The organism is Streptomyces sp. NPDC087844, assembly GCF_044742785.1.
Lineage (GTDB): Bacteria > Actinomycetota > Actinomycetes > Streptomycetales > Streptomycetaceae > Streptomyces.
This window is the reverse complement of sequence record NZ_JBIUVD010000004.1, coordinates 444,786-459,867: the sequence shown is the minus strand read 5'-3', so window position 1 is coordinate 459,867 and position 15,082 is coordinate 444,786. Positions and strand designations below refer to the sequence as shown.

Annotated in this window: 12 protein-coding genes and 1 pseudogene; 8 read left to right on the top strand and 5 right to left on the bottom strand. The window is 70.0% G+C overall.

What is annotated here, in order from left to right:
• The first annotated feature begins 11 nt into the window (after positions 1 to 11).
• From ACIOKD_RS11865 to ACIOKD_RS11850, 4 genes are all read left to right on the top strand, one after another.
• Complete coding sequence (locus ACIOKD_RS11865; RefSeq protein ID WP_402081587.1) at positions 12 to 551, top strand: hypothetical protein; 540 nt, start codon at positions 12 to 14, stop codon at positions 549 to 551.
• The gene (locus tag ACIOKD_RS11860; protein ID WP_402081584.1) at positions 526 to 1,824 is read left to right on the top strand and encodes an ABC transporter substrate-binding protein; all 1,299 of its coding nucleotides are present in this window, start codon (positions 526 to 528) and stop codon (positions 1,822 to 1,824) included. Before ACIOKD_RS11865 ends, ACIOKD_RS11860 begins: the two co-directional genes overlap by 26 nt.
• A 143-nt stretch (positions 1,825 to 1,967) precedes the next feature.
• The gene (locus ACIOKD_RS11855; RefSeq protein WP_402081581.1) at positions 1,968 to 3,236 is read left to right on the top strand and encodes a glycosyltransferase family 4 protein; all 1,269 of its coding nucleotides are present in this window, start codon (positions 1,968 to 1,970) and stop codon (positions 3,234 to 3,236) included.
• Positions 3,233 to 4,069, top strand: a complete 837-nt coding sequence (locus ACIOKD_RS11850) for a hypothetical protein (protein ID WP_402081578.1) — start codon at positions 3,233 to 3,235, stop codon at positions 4,067 to 4,069. Before ACIOKD_RS11855 ends, ACIOKD_RS11850 begins: the two co-directional genes overlap by 4 nt.
• 46 nt (positions 4,070 to 4,115) lie before the next feature.
• Here ACIOKD_RS11850 and ctaD read toward each other — a convergent pair whose 3' ends face one another.
• Complete coding sequence (gene ctaD / locus ACIOKD_RS11845) at positions 4,116 to 5,846, bottom strand: cytochrome c oxidase subunit I (protein ID WP_402081575.1); 1,731 nt, start codon at positions 5,844 to 5,846, stop codon at positions 4,116 to 4,118.
• 435 nt (positions 5,847 to 6,281) lie between these two features.
• On the opposite strand from ctaD, the gene ACIOKD_RS11840 reads away from it, so the two are divergent.
• Positions 6,282 to 6,497, top strand: coding sequence for an I78 family peptidase inhibitor (locus ACIOKD_RS11840; protein ID WP_402081572.1), 216 nt, complete (start codon positions 6,282 to 6,284; stop codon positions 6,495 to 6,497).
• A gap of 427 nt (positions 6,498 to 6,924) precedes the next feature.
• Here the strand turns inward: ACIOKD_RS11840 and ACIOKD_RS11835 are convergent, their stop codons facing one another.
• The gene (locus ACIOKD_RS11835) at positions 6,925 to 7,938 is read right to left on the bottom strand and encodes a phosphatase PAP2 family protein (protein ID WP_402081570.1); all 1,014 of its coding nucleotides are present in this window, start codon (positions 7,936 to 7,938) and stop codon (positions 6,925 to 6,927) included.
• 237 nt (positions 7,939 to 8,175) lie between these two features.
• Positions 8,176 to 9,345, bottom strand: coding sequence for a glycosyltransferase family 39 protein (locus tag ACIOKD_RS11830; protein WP_402081568.1), 1,170 nt, complete (start codon positions 9,343 to 9,345; stop codon positions 8,176 to 8,178).
• 317 nt (positions 9,346 to 9,662) lie between these two features.
• On the opposite strand from ACIOKD_RS11830, the gene ACIOKD_RS11825 reads away from it, so the two are divergent.
• Positions 9,663 to 11,276 (top strand): MFS transporter, encoded by a 1,614-nt coding sequence (locus ACIOKD_RS11825; RefSeq protein WP_402081566.1) that lies wholly within the window; start codon positions 9,663 to 9,665, stop codon positions 11,274 to 11,276.
• Positions 11,277 to 11,435: 159 nt separating this feature from the next.
• A complete protein-coding gene (locus ACIOKD_RS11820; RefSeq protein ID WP_402081563.1) occupies positions 11,436 to 12,617 on the top strand; it encodes an acyl-CoA dehydrogenase family protein in 1,182 nt (393 codons plus the stop codon).
• 59 nt (positions 12,618 to 12,676) lie between these two features.
• On the opposite strand, the gene ACIOKD_RS11815 is transcribed toward ACIOKD_RS11820, so the two are convergent.
• Complete coding sequence (locus ACIOKD_RS11815) at positions 12,677 to 13,120, bottom strand: cell division protein SepF (protein ID WP_107021161.1); 444 nt, start codon at positions 13,118 to 13,120, stop codon at positions 12,677 to 12,679.
• Positions 13,121 to 13,408: 288 nt separating this feature from the next.
• On the opposite strand from ACIOKD_RS11815, the pseudogene ACIOKD_RS11810 reads away from it, so the two are divergent.
• Positions 13,409 to 13,798 (top strand): annotated as a pseudogene (locus ACIOKD_RS11810) (DUF5685 family protein); the annotation flags it as partial.
• A 74-nt stretch (positions 13,799 to 13,872) separates the two neighbouring features.
• Here ACIOKD_RS11810 and ACIOKD_RS11805 read toward each other — a convergent pair.
• Positions 13,873 to 14,847: an ABC transporter substrate-binding protein gene (locus ACIOKD_RS11805; protein WP_402081561.1), complete on the bottom strand. Its 975-nt coding sequence runs from the start codon at positions 14,845 to 14,847 to the stop codon at positions 13,873 to 13,875.
• Between the last annotated feature and the right edge of the window lie 235 nt (positions 14,848 to 15,082).

Sequence of the window (15,082 nt, the reverse complement as noted above, 5' to 3'; positions counted from 1 at the left end):
TGGTGAGCCAGATGGTTCTCGGGAGTGATCTCAGGCGGAGTACGGGCCGGGGGCTGGTGGTGGCGGTGCTCCTGCTCGCCCCGGCCCTCACGGCGTGCGGCGACGACAGCGGCGGGGACGACACGCAGCCGCCCTCGCCCTCCGCGGAGCGGACCTCGAAGGCCGAGCCGAGTCCGAGCGCGAGCGCGCCGGACGACCCGGCGGCGGCCGAGAAGGAGATCAAGGAGAACTGGAAGAAGTTCTTCGACCCCGCGGTCCCCACGAAGGACAAACAGGCCGTCCTGGAGAACGGCGACGCGATGGGCACGGTCCTGAAGAGCTTCAGCGGTGACGAGCGGGGCGGGCAGGTCGAGGCGACGGTCGGCAAGGTCGCCTTCACCTCACCGGCCGACGCGGACGTCACGTACACGCTCACCCTGAAGGGCGCCACGGTCATGCCGGACGCCGCCGGGACCTCCGTCGAGCAGGACGGCACCTGGAAGGTGTCGGTCAAGACGCTGTGCGGTCTGGTCACTCTGAGCGGCAATGCCTCGCCGGGGCCGGGCTGCTGAACCCGCTGTCGTGGGCCTGTTGTCCCTGCTGCTCCTGGTGGGCACGGCCTGCGGCAGCCGCCTCCCGGAGAGCGACTTCGAACACCGGCCCGGCCGCACACCCGCCCGCGCCACCGCGGAACCGATCCGCGTGGGCATCGTCACGAGCGCCACCAGCCCGGTCGGCGGTGATGCTTTCACGGGTCCGCGCGACGGCGCGAAGGCCTACTTCGACGCCCTGAACGCGCGCGGCGGCATCGCGGGACGCAGGGTCGAGGTGCGTACGTGCGACGACGGCGGCAGCGGCGTCGGCAACAACGAGTGCGTGCACCGGCTCGTCGACGAGGACAAGGTGATGGCCCTCGTCGCCACCACCGCCCTCGACTACGCGGGCGCCTCCCGGGTGTCGCACGCGCGCGTGCCCGACATCGGCGGTCAGCCCGTCGGCGCGGCCTACGACACCTACCCGCACCTCTACGGGATCTACGGCAGCCTCGCGCCGCGGAACGGAAAGCCCGGCTGGGACGGCGAGTTGTACGGCGGCACCGAGATCTACCGCTGGTTCAAGGAGAAGCAGGGCGCGCGTACGGCGGCCGTCGTCTCGTACAACCAGTCCGCGTCGGCGGCGTACGCCCGGCTCGTCACCCGGGGCCTGAAGGCCGAAGGGTACGAGGTCGTCACCGAGCAGGTCGACTTCGCGCTGCCCAACTTCCGTGCCGCCGCGGCCGATCTGCGGGAGCAGGGCGCCGACCTGGTCTTCGACGCCATCGACACCTACGGAAACGCCCGGCTGTGCGAGGCGATGGACGACGTCGGCGTCGAGGTCCTCGCCAAGGTCACCAACGTGCAGAACTGGACGTCCGCCGTCCGCGAGGACTACAAGGACGCCCCGCGCTGCCGCAACACCCTGTGGGCGACGGGCGCGAGCCGCAACTACGAGGACACCGGCCACGAGGCCGTACGGGAGTTCCGGGACGGCACGAAGGCACTGAAGACCCGCTCCCAGTGGCAGGTGGAGGGGTGGGCCGCCGCGATGTGGTTCACGGACGCGGCCCGGTCCTGCGCCAGGACGGGCGTCACGCGCGCGTGCGTCGACCGGTACATGGCCGCGGGGCAGCCCTACACCGCGAAGGGGCTGCTGCTGCCGGTCCGGTTCGAGCACCTGCCCGAACCGCCCAGGACGCGCAGGACCTGCCTGTCGGTGGCCCGCTGGGAGGACGCCCGTGGATGGGTGAGCCAGGGGGACATGGACCGCGAGTGCCACGACGTCCCGCAGCTCTCCTACAAGCCCTGATGCGCGCGAGCCCCAGAAGGTTCCCTCATCTGCTTACCGATGGCGCAACTGTTCGGGAACAGAGTGATAAGGGAGCCCAACCATCACATCCGTACCCGGGTCTAACCCTCTGGTAGCTGGATGAGCCGGAGATACGGGGACGCATGCAGATTTCTTTCCTTATACACAACGCCTACGGAATCGGTGGGACGATCCGGACGACGTACAACCTTGCGAACACCCTTGCCGAGCAGCACGACGTGGAGATCGTCTCCGTCCTCCGCCACCGCGAGGAGCCGGTCTTCACACGGAACCCGCGCGTGCGCCTGCGCCACCTCGTCGACGTACGCAGGGGCAGTCCCGGATACGAGGGCGACGACCCCGAGCATCGGAAACCGGCCCGGGTCTTCCCGAAGGGAGAGATCCGCTACGAGCAGTACAGCGCCCTGACCGACCGCCGTATCGCCGAGCATCTCTCCACGACCGACGCCGATGTCGTGGTCGGCACCCGCCCCGGCCTGAACGTGCATCTGGCCCGCGAAACCAAGCGAGGCCCGGTCCGTGTCGGCCAGGAGCACCTCACCCTCGACAGCCACTCCGTCGGCCTGCGCACCGAACTGCGCGGCGCCTACCCCCGTCTCGACGCGGTCGTCACGACCACGGAGGCGGACGCCGCCGCGTACCGCACCAAGATGCGGCTGCCCGGGGTGCGTGTCGAGGCCGTGCCCAACTCGGTGCCCGCACCCGGCATAGAGCCCGCGGACGGCACCGGCAAATGGGTCGTCGCGGCCGGCCGGCTCGCCCCGGTCAAGCGGTACGACCTGCTGATCAAGGCCTTCGACCTGGTGCGCGCCGAGCGGCCCGACTGGCGCCTGAGGATCTACGGCAGCGGGAAGCAGAAGGACAAACTGCGCCACCTCATCGACGAACTGGGCCTCTACAACCACGTGTTGCTGATGGGAGCGGCCAACCCCATCGAGCCGGAGTGGGCCAAGGGCTCCATCGCCGCCGTCACCTCCAGCCTGGAGTCCTTCGGCATGACCATCGTCGAGGCCATGCGCTGCGGCCTGCCCGTCGTCTCCACCGACTGCCCGCACGGCCCGGGGGAAATCATCGACGACGGTGTCGACGGACGCCTCGTGCAGGTCGGAAACGTCCAGGCCATCGCCGGAGGTCTGCTGGAACTCATCAACGACGACGCGCTGCGCCGCCGGATGGCGGGCGCGGCACTCAAGGACTCCGAGCGCTTCGACCCGTCCCGGATCGCCGAGCGCTACGAGTCGATCTTCAGCGGTCTCGTCTCGCGGGGCGGCATCTCGAAGATCGGCCGGGTGCGCGGCTCGCTGCACCGCACCCGAGGGGCCCTGCTGGGCAGCGCGTATGCCGTTCGGGACGCCGGACTGACCGTATTCGGGAAGGAGCGTTCCGCATGATGACCCTGGCTCCGCAGACCGCGCAGACGCCCACCGACGAGGACGCCGCCATGCTGCCGCGCGCCGACTGCCTCGCCGACTCCGCGGGCGGCCTCACCTTCGACATGGCCGAGACCGGCGAGAGCGGTGACACCCACCTCGTGCTGCTCCACCGCGACGGCCTCCAGGAGGTCCGGCTGCCGCTCGCCCCGACGACCGCCGACGGACGGCTGCGCGCCGCGCTGCCCAGCGGTGTCGAACTGCCCGAGGGCCGCTGGGACGCCTTCGCGCAGACCGGCGACGGCGAGCCGCAGCGCCTGACCCCCGGCCTCAACGACCTGCGCTCACTCGTCGACCGGGTGCCGAGCGGCGCGCGCGGCCATGTCGCCGTCCGCATCCCGTACGCGACCAAGCACGGCAACCTCTCCGTCCGCAGCTGGCTGCGCGCCCCGCACGCGGAGGCCGGCGAACTGCACATAGGAGAGAGCGAGCTGGGCGTCCACGGGCAGGTGTACGGGGTCGCGCTCACCCCCGACGCGTACGCCGAACTGGCCGGCCGCGAGGGGACGGACCCCGCGCCGAGGATCGGCGTCCACCGGGACCGGGCGCTGTTCCGCTTCACCGTGGACTACACGGAACTGCCCGAGGGGGTGTGGGACCTGTGGCTGCGCCCGGCGGGCGAGAGCGGGCCGCGGGTACGGATCGCGCGGCTGCTCGACGACATCGCCGACAAGAAGCCCATCTTCACGTACCCGAAGGTCACGGTGGAGACGGAGTACGGCCCGGTGACCGCCGGGCCGTACTACACGAGCGACAACGACCTCTCGGTGGCCGTCACCGCGGCGGCTCGCTGAGGGCTGTCCCGGGGTTACGGGACAGTCCTTGGGCCGCGGTCGGTGCTCAGTACTCCTCGGGACCGGCGCCCGGACGCTCCTGGCCGAAGCGGATCTGCGGGCTGTCCTCCTGGCCGGAGCGCGTCTGGGGCGGTGTGATCGCCGCGAACCGCGGATGGTGCAGGTCGAACGCCGGCGACTCGGAACGGATCCTGGGCAGCGTGGTGAAGTTGTGCCGCGGCGGCGGGCACGAGGTCGCCCACTCCAGTGAGCGGCCGAAGCCCCAGGGGTCGTCGGCGTCGACCTTCTCGCCGTACCTGGCCGTTCTCCAGACGTTGTAGAGGAACGGCAGCGTCGACATGCCCAGCAGGAACGCGCCGATCGACGAGAGGGTGTTGAGCGCCGTGAACCCGTCGGCCGCCAGATAGTCCGCGTAGCGGCGCGGCATGCCCTCCGCGCCCAGCCAGTGCTGCACCAGGAACGTGGTGTGGAAGCCCACGAAGAGCGTCCAGAAGTGCAGTTTGCCGAGCCGTTCGTCGAGCATCTTCCCGGTGAACTTGGGCCACCAGAAGTAGAAGCCGCCGAAGGTCGCGAAGACGACGGTGCCGAACACCACGTAGTGGAAGTGCGCCACCACGAAGTACGTGTCCGTGACGTGGAAGTCCAGCGGCGGCGAGGCCAGGATCACTCCTGTCAGGCCGCCGAACAGGAACGACACCAGGAAGCCCGTCGCCCAGAGCATGGGCGTCTCGAAGGACAGCGATCCCTTGAGCATGGTGCCGGTCCAGTTGAAGAACTTCACCCCCGTGGGCACCGCGATCAGGAACGACACGAACGAGAAGAACGGCAGCAGCACGGCACCCGTCGCGAACATGTGATGGGCCCACACGACCACGGACAGACCGGTGATGGACATCGTGGCGCCGACCAGCGTCAGATAGCCGAAGATCGGCTTCCTGCTGAAGACCGGGATGATCTCCGTGATGATCCCGAAGAACGGCAGCGCGATGATGTAGACCTCGGGATGCCCGAAGAACCAGAAGAGGTGCTGCCACAGCAGTGCCCCGCCGTTGGCCGAGGCGAAGACCTGCGAGCCGAACCGCCGGTCCGCCTCAAGCACCAGGAGCGCCGCGGCGAGCACCGGGAACGCCAGCAGGATCAGGATCGACGTGAACAGCGTGTTCCACGTGAAGATCGGCATCCGGAACATGGTCATGCCCGGGGCGCGCATCCCGATGATCGTCGTCAGGAAGTTCACCGCGCCGAGGATCGTGCCGAAGCCGGCCAGCGCGAGCCCCATGATCCACATGTCGGCGCCGATACCGGGCGACCGTTCCATGCTGTTCAGCGGCGCGTACGCGAACCAGCCGAAGTTCGCCGGCCCTTCGGGCACCAGCAGGGACCCCAGCACGATCAGCCCGCCGAAGAGGAACAGCCAGTACGACAGCATGTTCAGCCGGGGGAAGGCGACGTCGGGCGCGCCGATCTGCAGCGGCATGATCTCGTTGGCGAAACCGGCGAAGGTCGGCGTAGCGAAGAGCAGCAGCATGATCGTGCCGTGCATCGTGAACATCTGGTTGAACGTGTTGTTGTCGATGATCTGCGTACCGGGCCGCGCCAGCTCGGCCCGCATCAGCAGCGCCATCAGACCGCCGACCAGGAAGAAGGCGAACGAGGTGATGAGATAGAGGTGGCCGATCTTCTTGTGGTCGGTGGTCGTCAGCCAGTCCACGACCAGCCGCCCCGGCCGCCTCACCGGTACGGGCCGTACCGCCGCCTGTGCGGTTTCCGTCCCCATCGCCGCCCCCTCGCTCGTCGCGTCCCGGGCCTCCCGAAGCTGACGCCATGATGCTCGCGGGGCACCGCCCTCCGACAGGGGGCGTACGTGGGCTCTGTGCTTGAACCATGTATTTCCTGTGGCGGGCCAACTTCCTTGCGGCGCTGCGGAATCGGAAACAAAAGACTGGGAAACCGGTCCGGATACCCGCTTTCGGCGGGGTATTCGGGGCCGCTTCGGAGATAGTCGCGAGCGCTGCGGAATTACGTTCGGCGGTGGGCGGAAAGCGTGTGGAACCGCCCGTTCGTGTGACGGCTTGATGCGTGACCGTTGATGTCGGCGCGGCCGGACCGGGTGTCGTTGTCCTGTGACAGAAGCGTGACCGGAGAGGGACCGGTGACTGATGGTGGCGGGTCCGGGGTTCCGCGTCCGGGCGGGGGCGCCTAACGTGGCGGCATGGCACCGATTCCCACTCCGCCCGCGGAGCCCTCCGACACTCCGGACGCGTACGTCGGCCTTGACGCCGGTGGCGCGGAGCGGCAGGCACGTGCGCGCGGCTGGTCGACCGTGCGGTCGTTGCCGCCGGGCGCGATCATCACGATGGAGTACCTGTCGGGACGACTGAACTTCGAGGTCACGAACGGGCGGGTTACGCGCTGCTGGAAGGGGTGACCTGTTCCGGTAGGGGGCGTGTGCGGGCCGGTGGGGGCTGGTCGCGCCGTTCCCCGCGCCCCCAAGCGCCCTTGACGGGGCGGAACCTGGTGCGTTCGTACGGTGCGGGTGCGTGGGGGCTGGTCGCGCCCCCAGGCGCCCCTGGTGGGGCAGAACCGGGTGCGTTCGTAGTGCGGGCGCGTGAGGGCTGGCCGCGCCGTTCCCCGCGCCCCTCGAAAGCGGGGCTGCGCCCCAGATTTTGCCCCGTCAGGGCGCCCCTCGGGGGCGCGGGGAACTGCGCGCTCAGCCCTCACGCACCCGCAGGTTCAAGCGCGCGGGCCAGGGCGCTTTCAGGGGCGCGGGGAACTGCGCGACAAGCCCTCACCGGCCCGCAGACGGAAGTGCGCGGGGGAGTGGTGTGCGTACCGGTCCCGCCGTGCCCCCGCGTTCAGCCCCCCGCGACTGGTCGCGCCGACGCTGTGCCACGTGTCACCCGGTCCGACTGCGGAGGCCGGCGGCTGCCGAGCGGCGTCACCGGTGTGCGCTCCGAGCGGCTCAGGTGCGGCCCCGGGGCCAGATGACCCGGCGGCCGGGGCGGCCGGGACGCGGCCACCGGCTCACGCACCACCGGCTCCTGCTCGCCGCCCGTGCTGCTGCCGACCGGGGTGAGAGCCACCGGAACCTCGGCCGGAGCCGCGCCACGCCGGCGGTCGCGCCAGACGTCACGCAGGTCGAAGATGGCGGACTCGGCACGCGCGATCAGCGGCTCGAACCAGGGCAGCGCCAGCAGGATCAGCAGTCCGGCGACCCAGCCGAGCACCACGTCGCTCAGCCAGTGCGTACCCAGGTACACGGTGGTCAGGCCGACGCCGAGGGAGACCACGGCGGAGAAGGCCGACAGCCAGCGGCGGGCGCCCGGCGTCGAGGCCAGATAGGCGAGGATGCCCCAGGTCACGACGGCGTTGGCGGTATGGCCCGAAGGGAATATGTCGCCGCCCAGCCACATCTCGTTCGAGCCGACACTGGTCGCGTAGTGCGGACCGAGGCGGCCCATGCTGATCTTGGCCGCGCCGACCGTGAGGTTCAGGAGCAGCAGCGAGGCGCCCAGCGTGAGCAGCGGGCGCAGCGTGTGCTGCCGCCAGGAGCGCCAGCCCAGCCAGGCCGCGATCATCACGGCGGTGGGGCCGCGCTGGCCCAGCACCACGTAGTAGTCGAGGAACGCGTGGATCTCCGGCCACTGCTGGTACGGCCGGAAGAACATGACCTGCCAGTCGAGCCGGACCAGCCATGAGGTGATCACGATGGCCCACACGATGGCCGCGTAGAAGGCGAGCGTGGACGCGAAGAGGACCACCCGGTGCCGGCTCATCCTGGGCACGTCGATGTGGGCCGGTCGTTCCGGCTCACGGTCCAGCCGGGCGAAGACCCGGTCCAGACGAGTCAGCTTTCGTTCGGTACGCACTCAATCGACGTTACAGCGAGTGAGCTGTGTTCCAGGGCGAAGCACCGTCTTTGTGATGACGATGTGATGTGGGATTGCTCTCAGGCGGGGGTTTATGGCCGTGGATTATGGAATCCCCCGTCCGCTCTTCCTTCAATTCGATTGATCATTCCGGGGCGGAGTTTTATGGCGCTTTCGAATTCGTTCACCGAATGCTTGCGTGCACTTCTCCGGGCGCTCACCGGCGACCGTGTGTGATCACGGCGGACCGGACCCGTTCAGCCACCAGGCGCCGTACACCGCCGACGCCACCGCCACACCGCCCAGCACCCACGCGGACCTGGACGTTCGCAGTCGCGCGAGGGCCAGGGCGAGGGGCAGCAGCAGGGGGAAGGCGGGCAGCAGAAGGCGTGGTTTCGAGCCGAAATAGCTCGACGCGCACAACGCGAGGGCGCTGACGACCCCCGCGTACACCAGGAGCGGCAACGGCTGCCGCTGCCGTACGCAGATCACGTACAGCCATACGAGCAGGCCGACCCCGGCGGTCAGGCCCAGCCCGGCCAGGGCCGACGGGAACGAGGTGAACTTCTCGGCGACGAACCGGGCGAACGCGTAGCCGCCGTCGAAGCCGTTGCGCCAGCCCGCCTGGACGTCGAGATAGCCCAGTGGGCCGCCGCCCGTGCGACGGCCGACCCACAGGACGTAGCCCGCCGCGCCGAGGGGCGCGATCAGCATCGCCAGGGCGCGCCGCCACCGGGACGCGCCGTCCTCGACCCGCACGCACCGCTCCCGTACGAAAGAGGCAAGAGCCGTCACCCACACGGCCGCAACGACCGCCGCGCCCACCGGGCGGGTCAGACCGGCCAGCGAGGCGAGCAGGCCCGCGGTCAGCCAGCGGCCGGTCAGGACCGCGTACAGCGACCAGGCCGCGAGCGCCGTGAACAGCGACTCGCTGTACGCCATCGACTGCACGACGCCGACCGGCAGGACGGCCCACACCAGCACGGCGCAGACCCCGGCCCGCCGGCCGTACACGTGGTCCGCGACAGCGAAGACGCCCCAGGCCGCCGCGAGCGAGGCGACCCAGCTCACCAGCAGGCCCGCGTCCGCGTGGGAGAGAGGGGACACCGCCGACACGGCCCGCTCCAGCCAGGGCAGCAGCGGGAAGAACGCCAGATTCGAGTGCACGTCGCCGTTCGGCAGGCGCACCTCGTAGCCGTAACCCAGCTCGGCGACCCTGGAGTACCAGAGGGAGTCCCAGCGGGCCGAGAGCAGCCGCAGCGCGCTCTCGTCGCGGGCGGCGCTCCACACCGCGAGCACCGCCAGGCCGAGCGCGCGCACTGCCGCGTACCCGAGGAGTGCGGGCGCGGCGCGGCGCCAGGACGGGCCCGGACGCATCGGCGCGACGGGCGTCGCAAGATCGGTCACGGGCTCGATTATCGAGGGGGCCCGCAACCGCGGACCCCGGCGGGGCCGTGCTCGGACGCGGGGCGGGACGCGGAGCCGGGCACAGGGCGAGCACAGGGGGGACACAGGGCGGGGCGCGGAGGAGCGTGGCGCACGCCACACGTGTCCCAGGAGAACGTGAGAGGTCCGCCACCCGACGCCGGGAGGAACTCGCGTACTCTGACGTCTCACTCGCCTTTGTTGCGTGGGCCGGGACACCGCTCCTCCCGAGCCGCAGCCGCAGGGAGTCCCCACCCAGCGGATCGCCGAACGCGAGGGAACATCTGGGAGGTACGTACATGCTCGGGACGACCACGGCCGCCGCGCGTCGCCGTCGGGAGACCGGGGCCGGTGCAAACCGCTGGGTCGTCCTTGTGGTGCTGTGTGCCAGCCTGCTCCTGGTCGCCGTCGACGCCACCGTGCTCCACGTCGCCGTGCCCGCCGTCACCGAGGACCTCACGCCCGGCGCGATGGAGCTGCTCTGGATCGTCGACGTCTATCCGCTCGTCTGCGCCTCGCTCCTCATCCTCTTCGGCACACTGGGCGACCGAATCGGCCGCAGACGCGTCCTCCTCCTCGGATACGCGCTCTTCGGCGTCGCGTCCGCCGTCGCGGCCCTCGCCGACAGCGCGCAGGTGCTGATCGCGGCCCGTGCCCTGCTCGGCGTCGGCGGCGCGATGATCATGCCCGCGACGCTGTCCATCCTGCGGCAGGTCTTCCCCGCCCGTCGCGAGCGGGCCCTCGCCATCGGCGTCTGGAGCGCCGTCGCCGCGGTGGGCGCGGCCGTCGGACCGCTCCTCGGCGGGTTCCTCCTGGAGCACTTCTGGTGGGGCTCGGTCTTCCTCATCAACATTCCGCTGATGCTCGTCAGCCTGCCCGTCGGCCGGCTGTTGCTGCCCGAGTCGAAGGGCGAGCGGGACGGGCCGTGGGATGTCGTCGGCGCGCTGATGGCCGCGGCCGGCCTCTTCGGCGTGGTCCTCGGCGTGAAGCGGCTCGGCGGCGGCGAGGACCCGCTGAGCGTGTTCACGGCGGTGCCGCTGATGGCGGCTGCCGGCCTGCTCGTCGCCTTCGTACGGCGGCAGCGGCGGCGCCGGCATCCGCTGGTCGACCTGACGATGTTCTCCCGGCCCGCCTTCAGCACCTCCGTCGGCTGCATCGTGCTGGCGATGCTCGCGCTGGTCGGGCTCGAACTGATCGCCGCGCAGTACCTCCAGCTCGTGCTGGGGCTCTCCCCGCTGGAGACCGGGCTGCGGCTGCTGCCGCTCACCGTCGCCGCGATGGCCGCGGGGCTGGCCGGGGCGAAGATGCTGCAGCGCTTCGGGCCGCGGACCATGGTGTGCTCCGGCTTCTGCCTCACCGCCGCCGCGGTCGTGACCCTGACGGGAATGGGCGCCGAGGACAACGCCCCGCTGCTGCTGAGCGGGTTCGTGATGCTCGGCTTCGGCCTGGAGGTCACGCTCTTCGGCGCGTACGAGTCGATGCTGAGCGAGGCTCCGCCGGAACAGGCCGGCGGGGCGGCGGCGATCGGGGAGACGTCGTACCAGCTCGGGGCCGGGATCGGGATCGCGCTCCTCGGGAGTGTGATGAACGCGGCGTACGCGCCCGGGCTCGCGTCCGTTTCGGGGGTGCCCCCGAGGGACGCCGCCGCGGCGGGCCATTCACTGGGGGAGGCGTACGAGGTCGCCGCGCGGCTCGGCGGCGGGTCGGGGGAGGCCCTGCGGGTGGCGGCTCGGCACGCGTTCGTGCACGGGCTGCATGTGACGTTGCTGGTGAGTGCGGGGCTGTTGTTGCTGGGGGCGGTGATGGCGCTGCGGCTGCCTCGGGCGATGGAGTGCGGGGAGCCCTCCAGGGCGGAGGTGCCGGGGCCTCGGGAGGGCTCCGGTGCGCCCGTGCGGGTCGAGTCTGTTCGCTGACCGTGCGTCGTGGCTCGGGCCCGTGCCGTGCCCGCCTACCCGCCGTCGGCGCCTGCGGGACAGTGGCTCACGTGCGGTCCTGGACGTGCGGTGTACCGCGTCGTAACGTCAGGACCCACCCGTAGTTACCACTGCTAGTTTTGCGCGTCGGAGGTCCCCATGTCGAAGTTGCCGCCGTTCGATCCCGCCGATCCGCTCGGGATCGACGATCTGCTGAGCGTGGAGGATCTGGCGGTCAGGGACACCGTGCGGGCCTGGGCCGCGGACCGGGTGCTGCCGTATGTCGCCGAGTGGTACGAGAAGGGGGAGCTGCCCGGCATCCGGGAGCTGGCGCGGGAGTTGGGCGGCCTCGGCGCCCTCGGGATGTCGCTCGACGGATACGGATGCGCCGGGGCCTCCGCCGTGCAGTACGGCCTCGCCTGTCTGGAACTGGAGGCGGCGGACTCCGGAATCCGCTCGCTGGTCTCCGTGCAGGGCTCGCTCGCGATGTACGCGATCCACCGGTTCGGGAGCGAGGAGCAGAAGCAGACCTGGCTGCCGCGGATGGCCGCCGGTGAGCTCATCGGCTGCTTCGGGCTGACCGAGCCCGACCACGGGTCCGACCCCGCGGGCATGCGCACGTACGCCAAGAGGGACGGCGGCGACTGGGTCCTCACCGGACGCAAGATGTGGATCACCAACGGGTCCGTGGCGGGCGTGGCCGTCGTGTGGGCGCGGACCGACGACGGCATCCGCGGGTTCGTCGTGCCGACCGACCGCCCCGGCTTCTCCGCGCCGGAGATCAAGCACAAGTGGTCACTGCGGGCGTCGGTCACCAGCGAGCTGGTCCTCGACGAGGTACGACTGCCCGCCGACGCCGTACTGCCGGAGGTCACCGGGCTCAAGGGGCCGCTCAGCTGTCTGTCCCACGCCCGGTACGGGATCGTCTGGGGGGCGATGGGCGCCGCGCGGGCGAGTTTCGAGACGGCGGTGGAGTACGCCAGGACACGTGAGCAGTTCGGGCGGCCCATCGGCGGATTCCAGCTCACCCAGGCCAAGCTCGCCGACATGGCGGTCGAACTGCACAAGGGGATTCTGCTGGCCCACCACCTGGGTCGGCGGATGGACGCGGGACGGCTCCGTCCCGAACAGGTCAGTTTCGGCAAGCTCAACAACGTACGGGAAGCGATCGACATCTGCCGCACGGCACGGACGATCCTCGGCGCCAACGGGATCTCGCTCGAATACCCCGTGATGCGCCACGCGACGAACCTCGAATCGGTGCTGACCTACGAAGGCACCGTCGAGATGCATCAACTGGTACTGGGCAAGGCGCTCACCGGTCTCGACGCGTTCCGGTAGGACCCCGACACGGACGTTCCACCGCGGCGCCCGGGGGCGGGTCCGGTGAGCGGCCTTGCCTAGCTCTGGTTGAAGAAGCCGTCCACACGACGGGCGGCGGGTTCCCCGCTGACGATCTCGGTGTCGGCGGGGGTCAGCAGGAAAACCCGGTTCGACACGCGCTCGATCGAGCCGCGCAGGCCGAAGATCAGGCCGGCCGCGAAGTCGACGACGCGCTTGGCGTCGGCGGCCTCCATGGCCGTGAGGTTCATGATGACGGGCACGCCGTCGCGGAAGAGCTCACCGATGCCACGGGCGTCCCGGAAGCTGTCCGGGGTGACCGTGCCGATCCGTCGGCCCTTCTCCTCGGCGGCTTCCGATGCCACCTTGACCCGAGGATCCGTGACCCAGACCTCCCGGCTCCCGGTCTCGGATCCCTCGGCGTAGTCGTCGTCGTAGTAACGCTCGTCATCGTTGTCGTCGACGAGGCCAAGCCAGGCACTCGCCTTGCGCACCGATCCCATGGACGCCTCCTCTCACAGCGGTCTTTTCTCTTTCCGCATCCCCATGGTCGTGCATGATGCGGATGTCGCGCCAAGGGGATAGACGCCGCGCTGGGGTTTCGTGACGGTACTGGTGCACAGCGAATCCGTCGAGAGGCCGCGTACCCCAAGGGTCGTGCGGTACACCGCTGCTGACTGTGAGTGAAATATGATTCTTCACGGCGTACGGGTGACGGCTGGGGCGTACGGGTGAACGAGCCGCCGCCACGATGTCGCAGCTCAACGTCGTACACACCACGGGGGATCGTCGTGTTCGGAATCGTCAGGCCCTGCCGTCATAGGCTGGGAGAGAACCTCAAAACCCAATGGATGGCGCATTTGTGCGGGCTTTGCCTCGCACTGCGCGGAGATCACGGGCAGTTCGCGCGGGTCGTCACGAACTACGACGGCTTGCTGATATCGGTTCTGACGGAAGCTCAGGCCGCACCGGGGACGGAGTGGCGGCGTATTGCGGGGCCGTGTCCGCTGCGTGGAATGCGGAGCGCGTCGGTAGCTCAGGGTGAAGGCGCACGGCTCGCCGCCGCCGTTTCGCTGGTGCTCGCCTCGGCGAAGATGTTCGGGGGCGGAGCCCTTGAGTCGGTGACGGAATCGGGGAGGGGCGGCGGGGGCGCTGTGGGTGGTCGCCCAGTTCCCCGCGCCCTAGAAGATTGCGCAGTTCCCCGCGCCCCTGAAAGATTGCGGGTTCGGGGGCGGGGGCCCTGAGGTGGTGACGGTCAGGTCTTGATCTCGGGCGGGGAGATCTGGGACTCGGCGATCGCCGAGCCCGTCGTGCCCCACTTCTTGAGGATCTTCGCGTACGTCCCGTCCGAGATCAGCTCGTTCACGGCGGCCTGAACGGCAGGCGCCAGCTTCGTGCCCTTCTTGAAGGCGAACCCCACGTCCAGCCGGTGGAACTCGTTGAGGAACTTCAGCCCCTCCTGCTGGGAGACGGCATAGCGAAGCCCGTTGATCGTGCTCATCACCACATCGCTGCGCCCCTGCTGGAGCGAGGACCACAGAGCACCCTGCTCGCTGTACGTCTGCACCTTGTACGCCTTCTTGTCCGCGTCGGAGCACACATGCTTCTGCTCCTCCAGCGTGGCCTCGAACGTGGTGCCCGCCCCGGTCGCCACGTTCAGCCCGCACAGCTGGGCGAGGTCGGTGACCTTGCCCAGGTCGCTGTCCTCGCGGGTCGCGAATCCCTGGCCGTCGTTGATGTAGGTGACGAAGTCGATGGTCCTGCGGCGCTCGTCGGTGACACCGAAGTTGCCGACCCCGACGTCGTACTTGCCGCTGTCCAGGGCCGGCAGGATCGCCTCGAAACTCGCGGCCTCGCGCTTCAGCCGCAGGCCGAGTGTCTTCGCGACGGCGTCCGCGAAGTCGACGTCCTGCCCTGCGAGGGTCTTGCCGTCCTCCAGGTAGCTGGTGCCGGGCGGTGAGCCGCCGACGCTGACGGCGAGAGTCAGCGAGTCGGTGCCGGCGGGCAGCAGTTTCGCGGCTGCGGCGTTCTTCGTCACGGCGGAGACGACGTCCGTGGTGGGAATCTCGTCGCTCTTGCCGGCGGCGGCCTGGGCGGTACCGCCCGCCGCGGTGTCGTTCCCGCCCGAGCCGCACGCGGTGAGCAGCAGGGTCGCGGAGGTGATCAGGGCGAACGGCAGCAAGAGCTGGTTGCGGGCACGGTGAGTGCGGGCACGCGTGAACGTACGCATGAAGCGGTCTCCTGGAAGCAGAGCGCGGGACGAAGGAGCGCGCGGTGAGGAAACGCGAAGAGAGGACGCGAAGAGAGGACGCGAAAGAGCACGAAAGGGCAAGAAAGTGCGAAAAGGCACGAAAGGTCGTGAAACGCGGGAGCGCGAGGGGAGGGGTGCGCGTGTGAAGGCCTGGCTACAGCACAGGAAATGAGGAGGGCGCCCGCCCGCGAAGGGCTCGGGCGCGCAGGGGGTC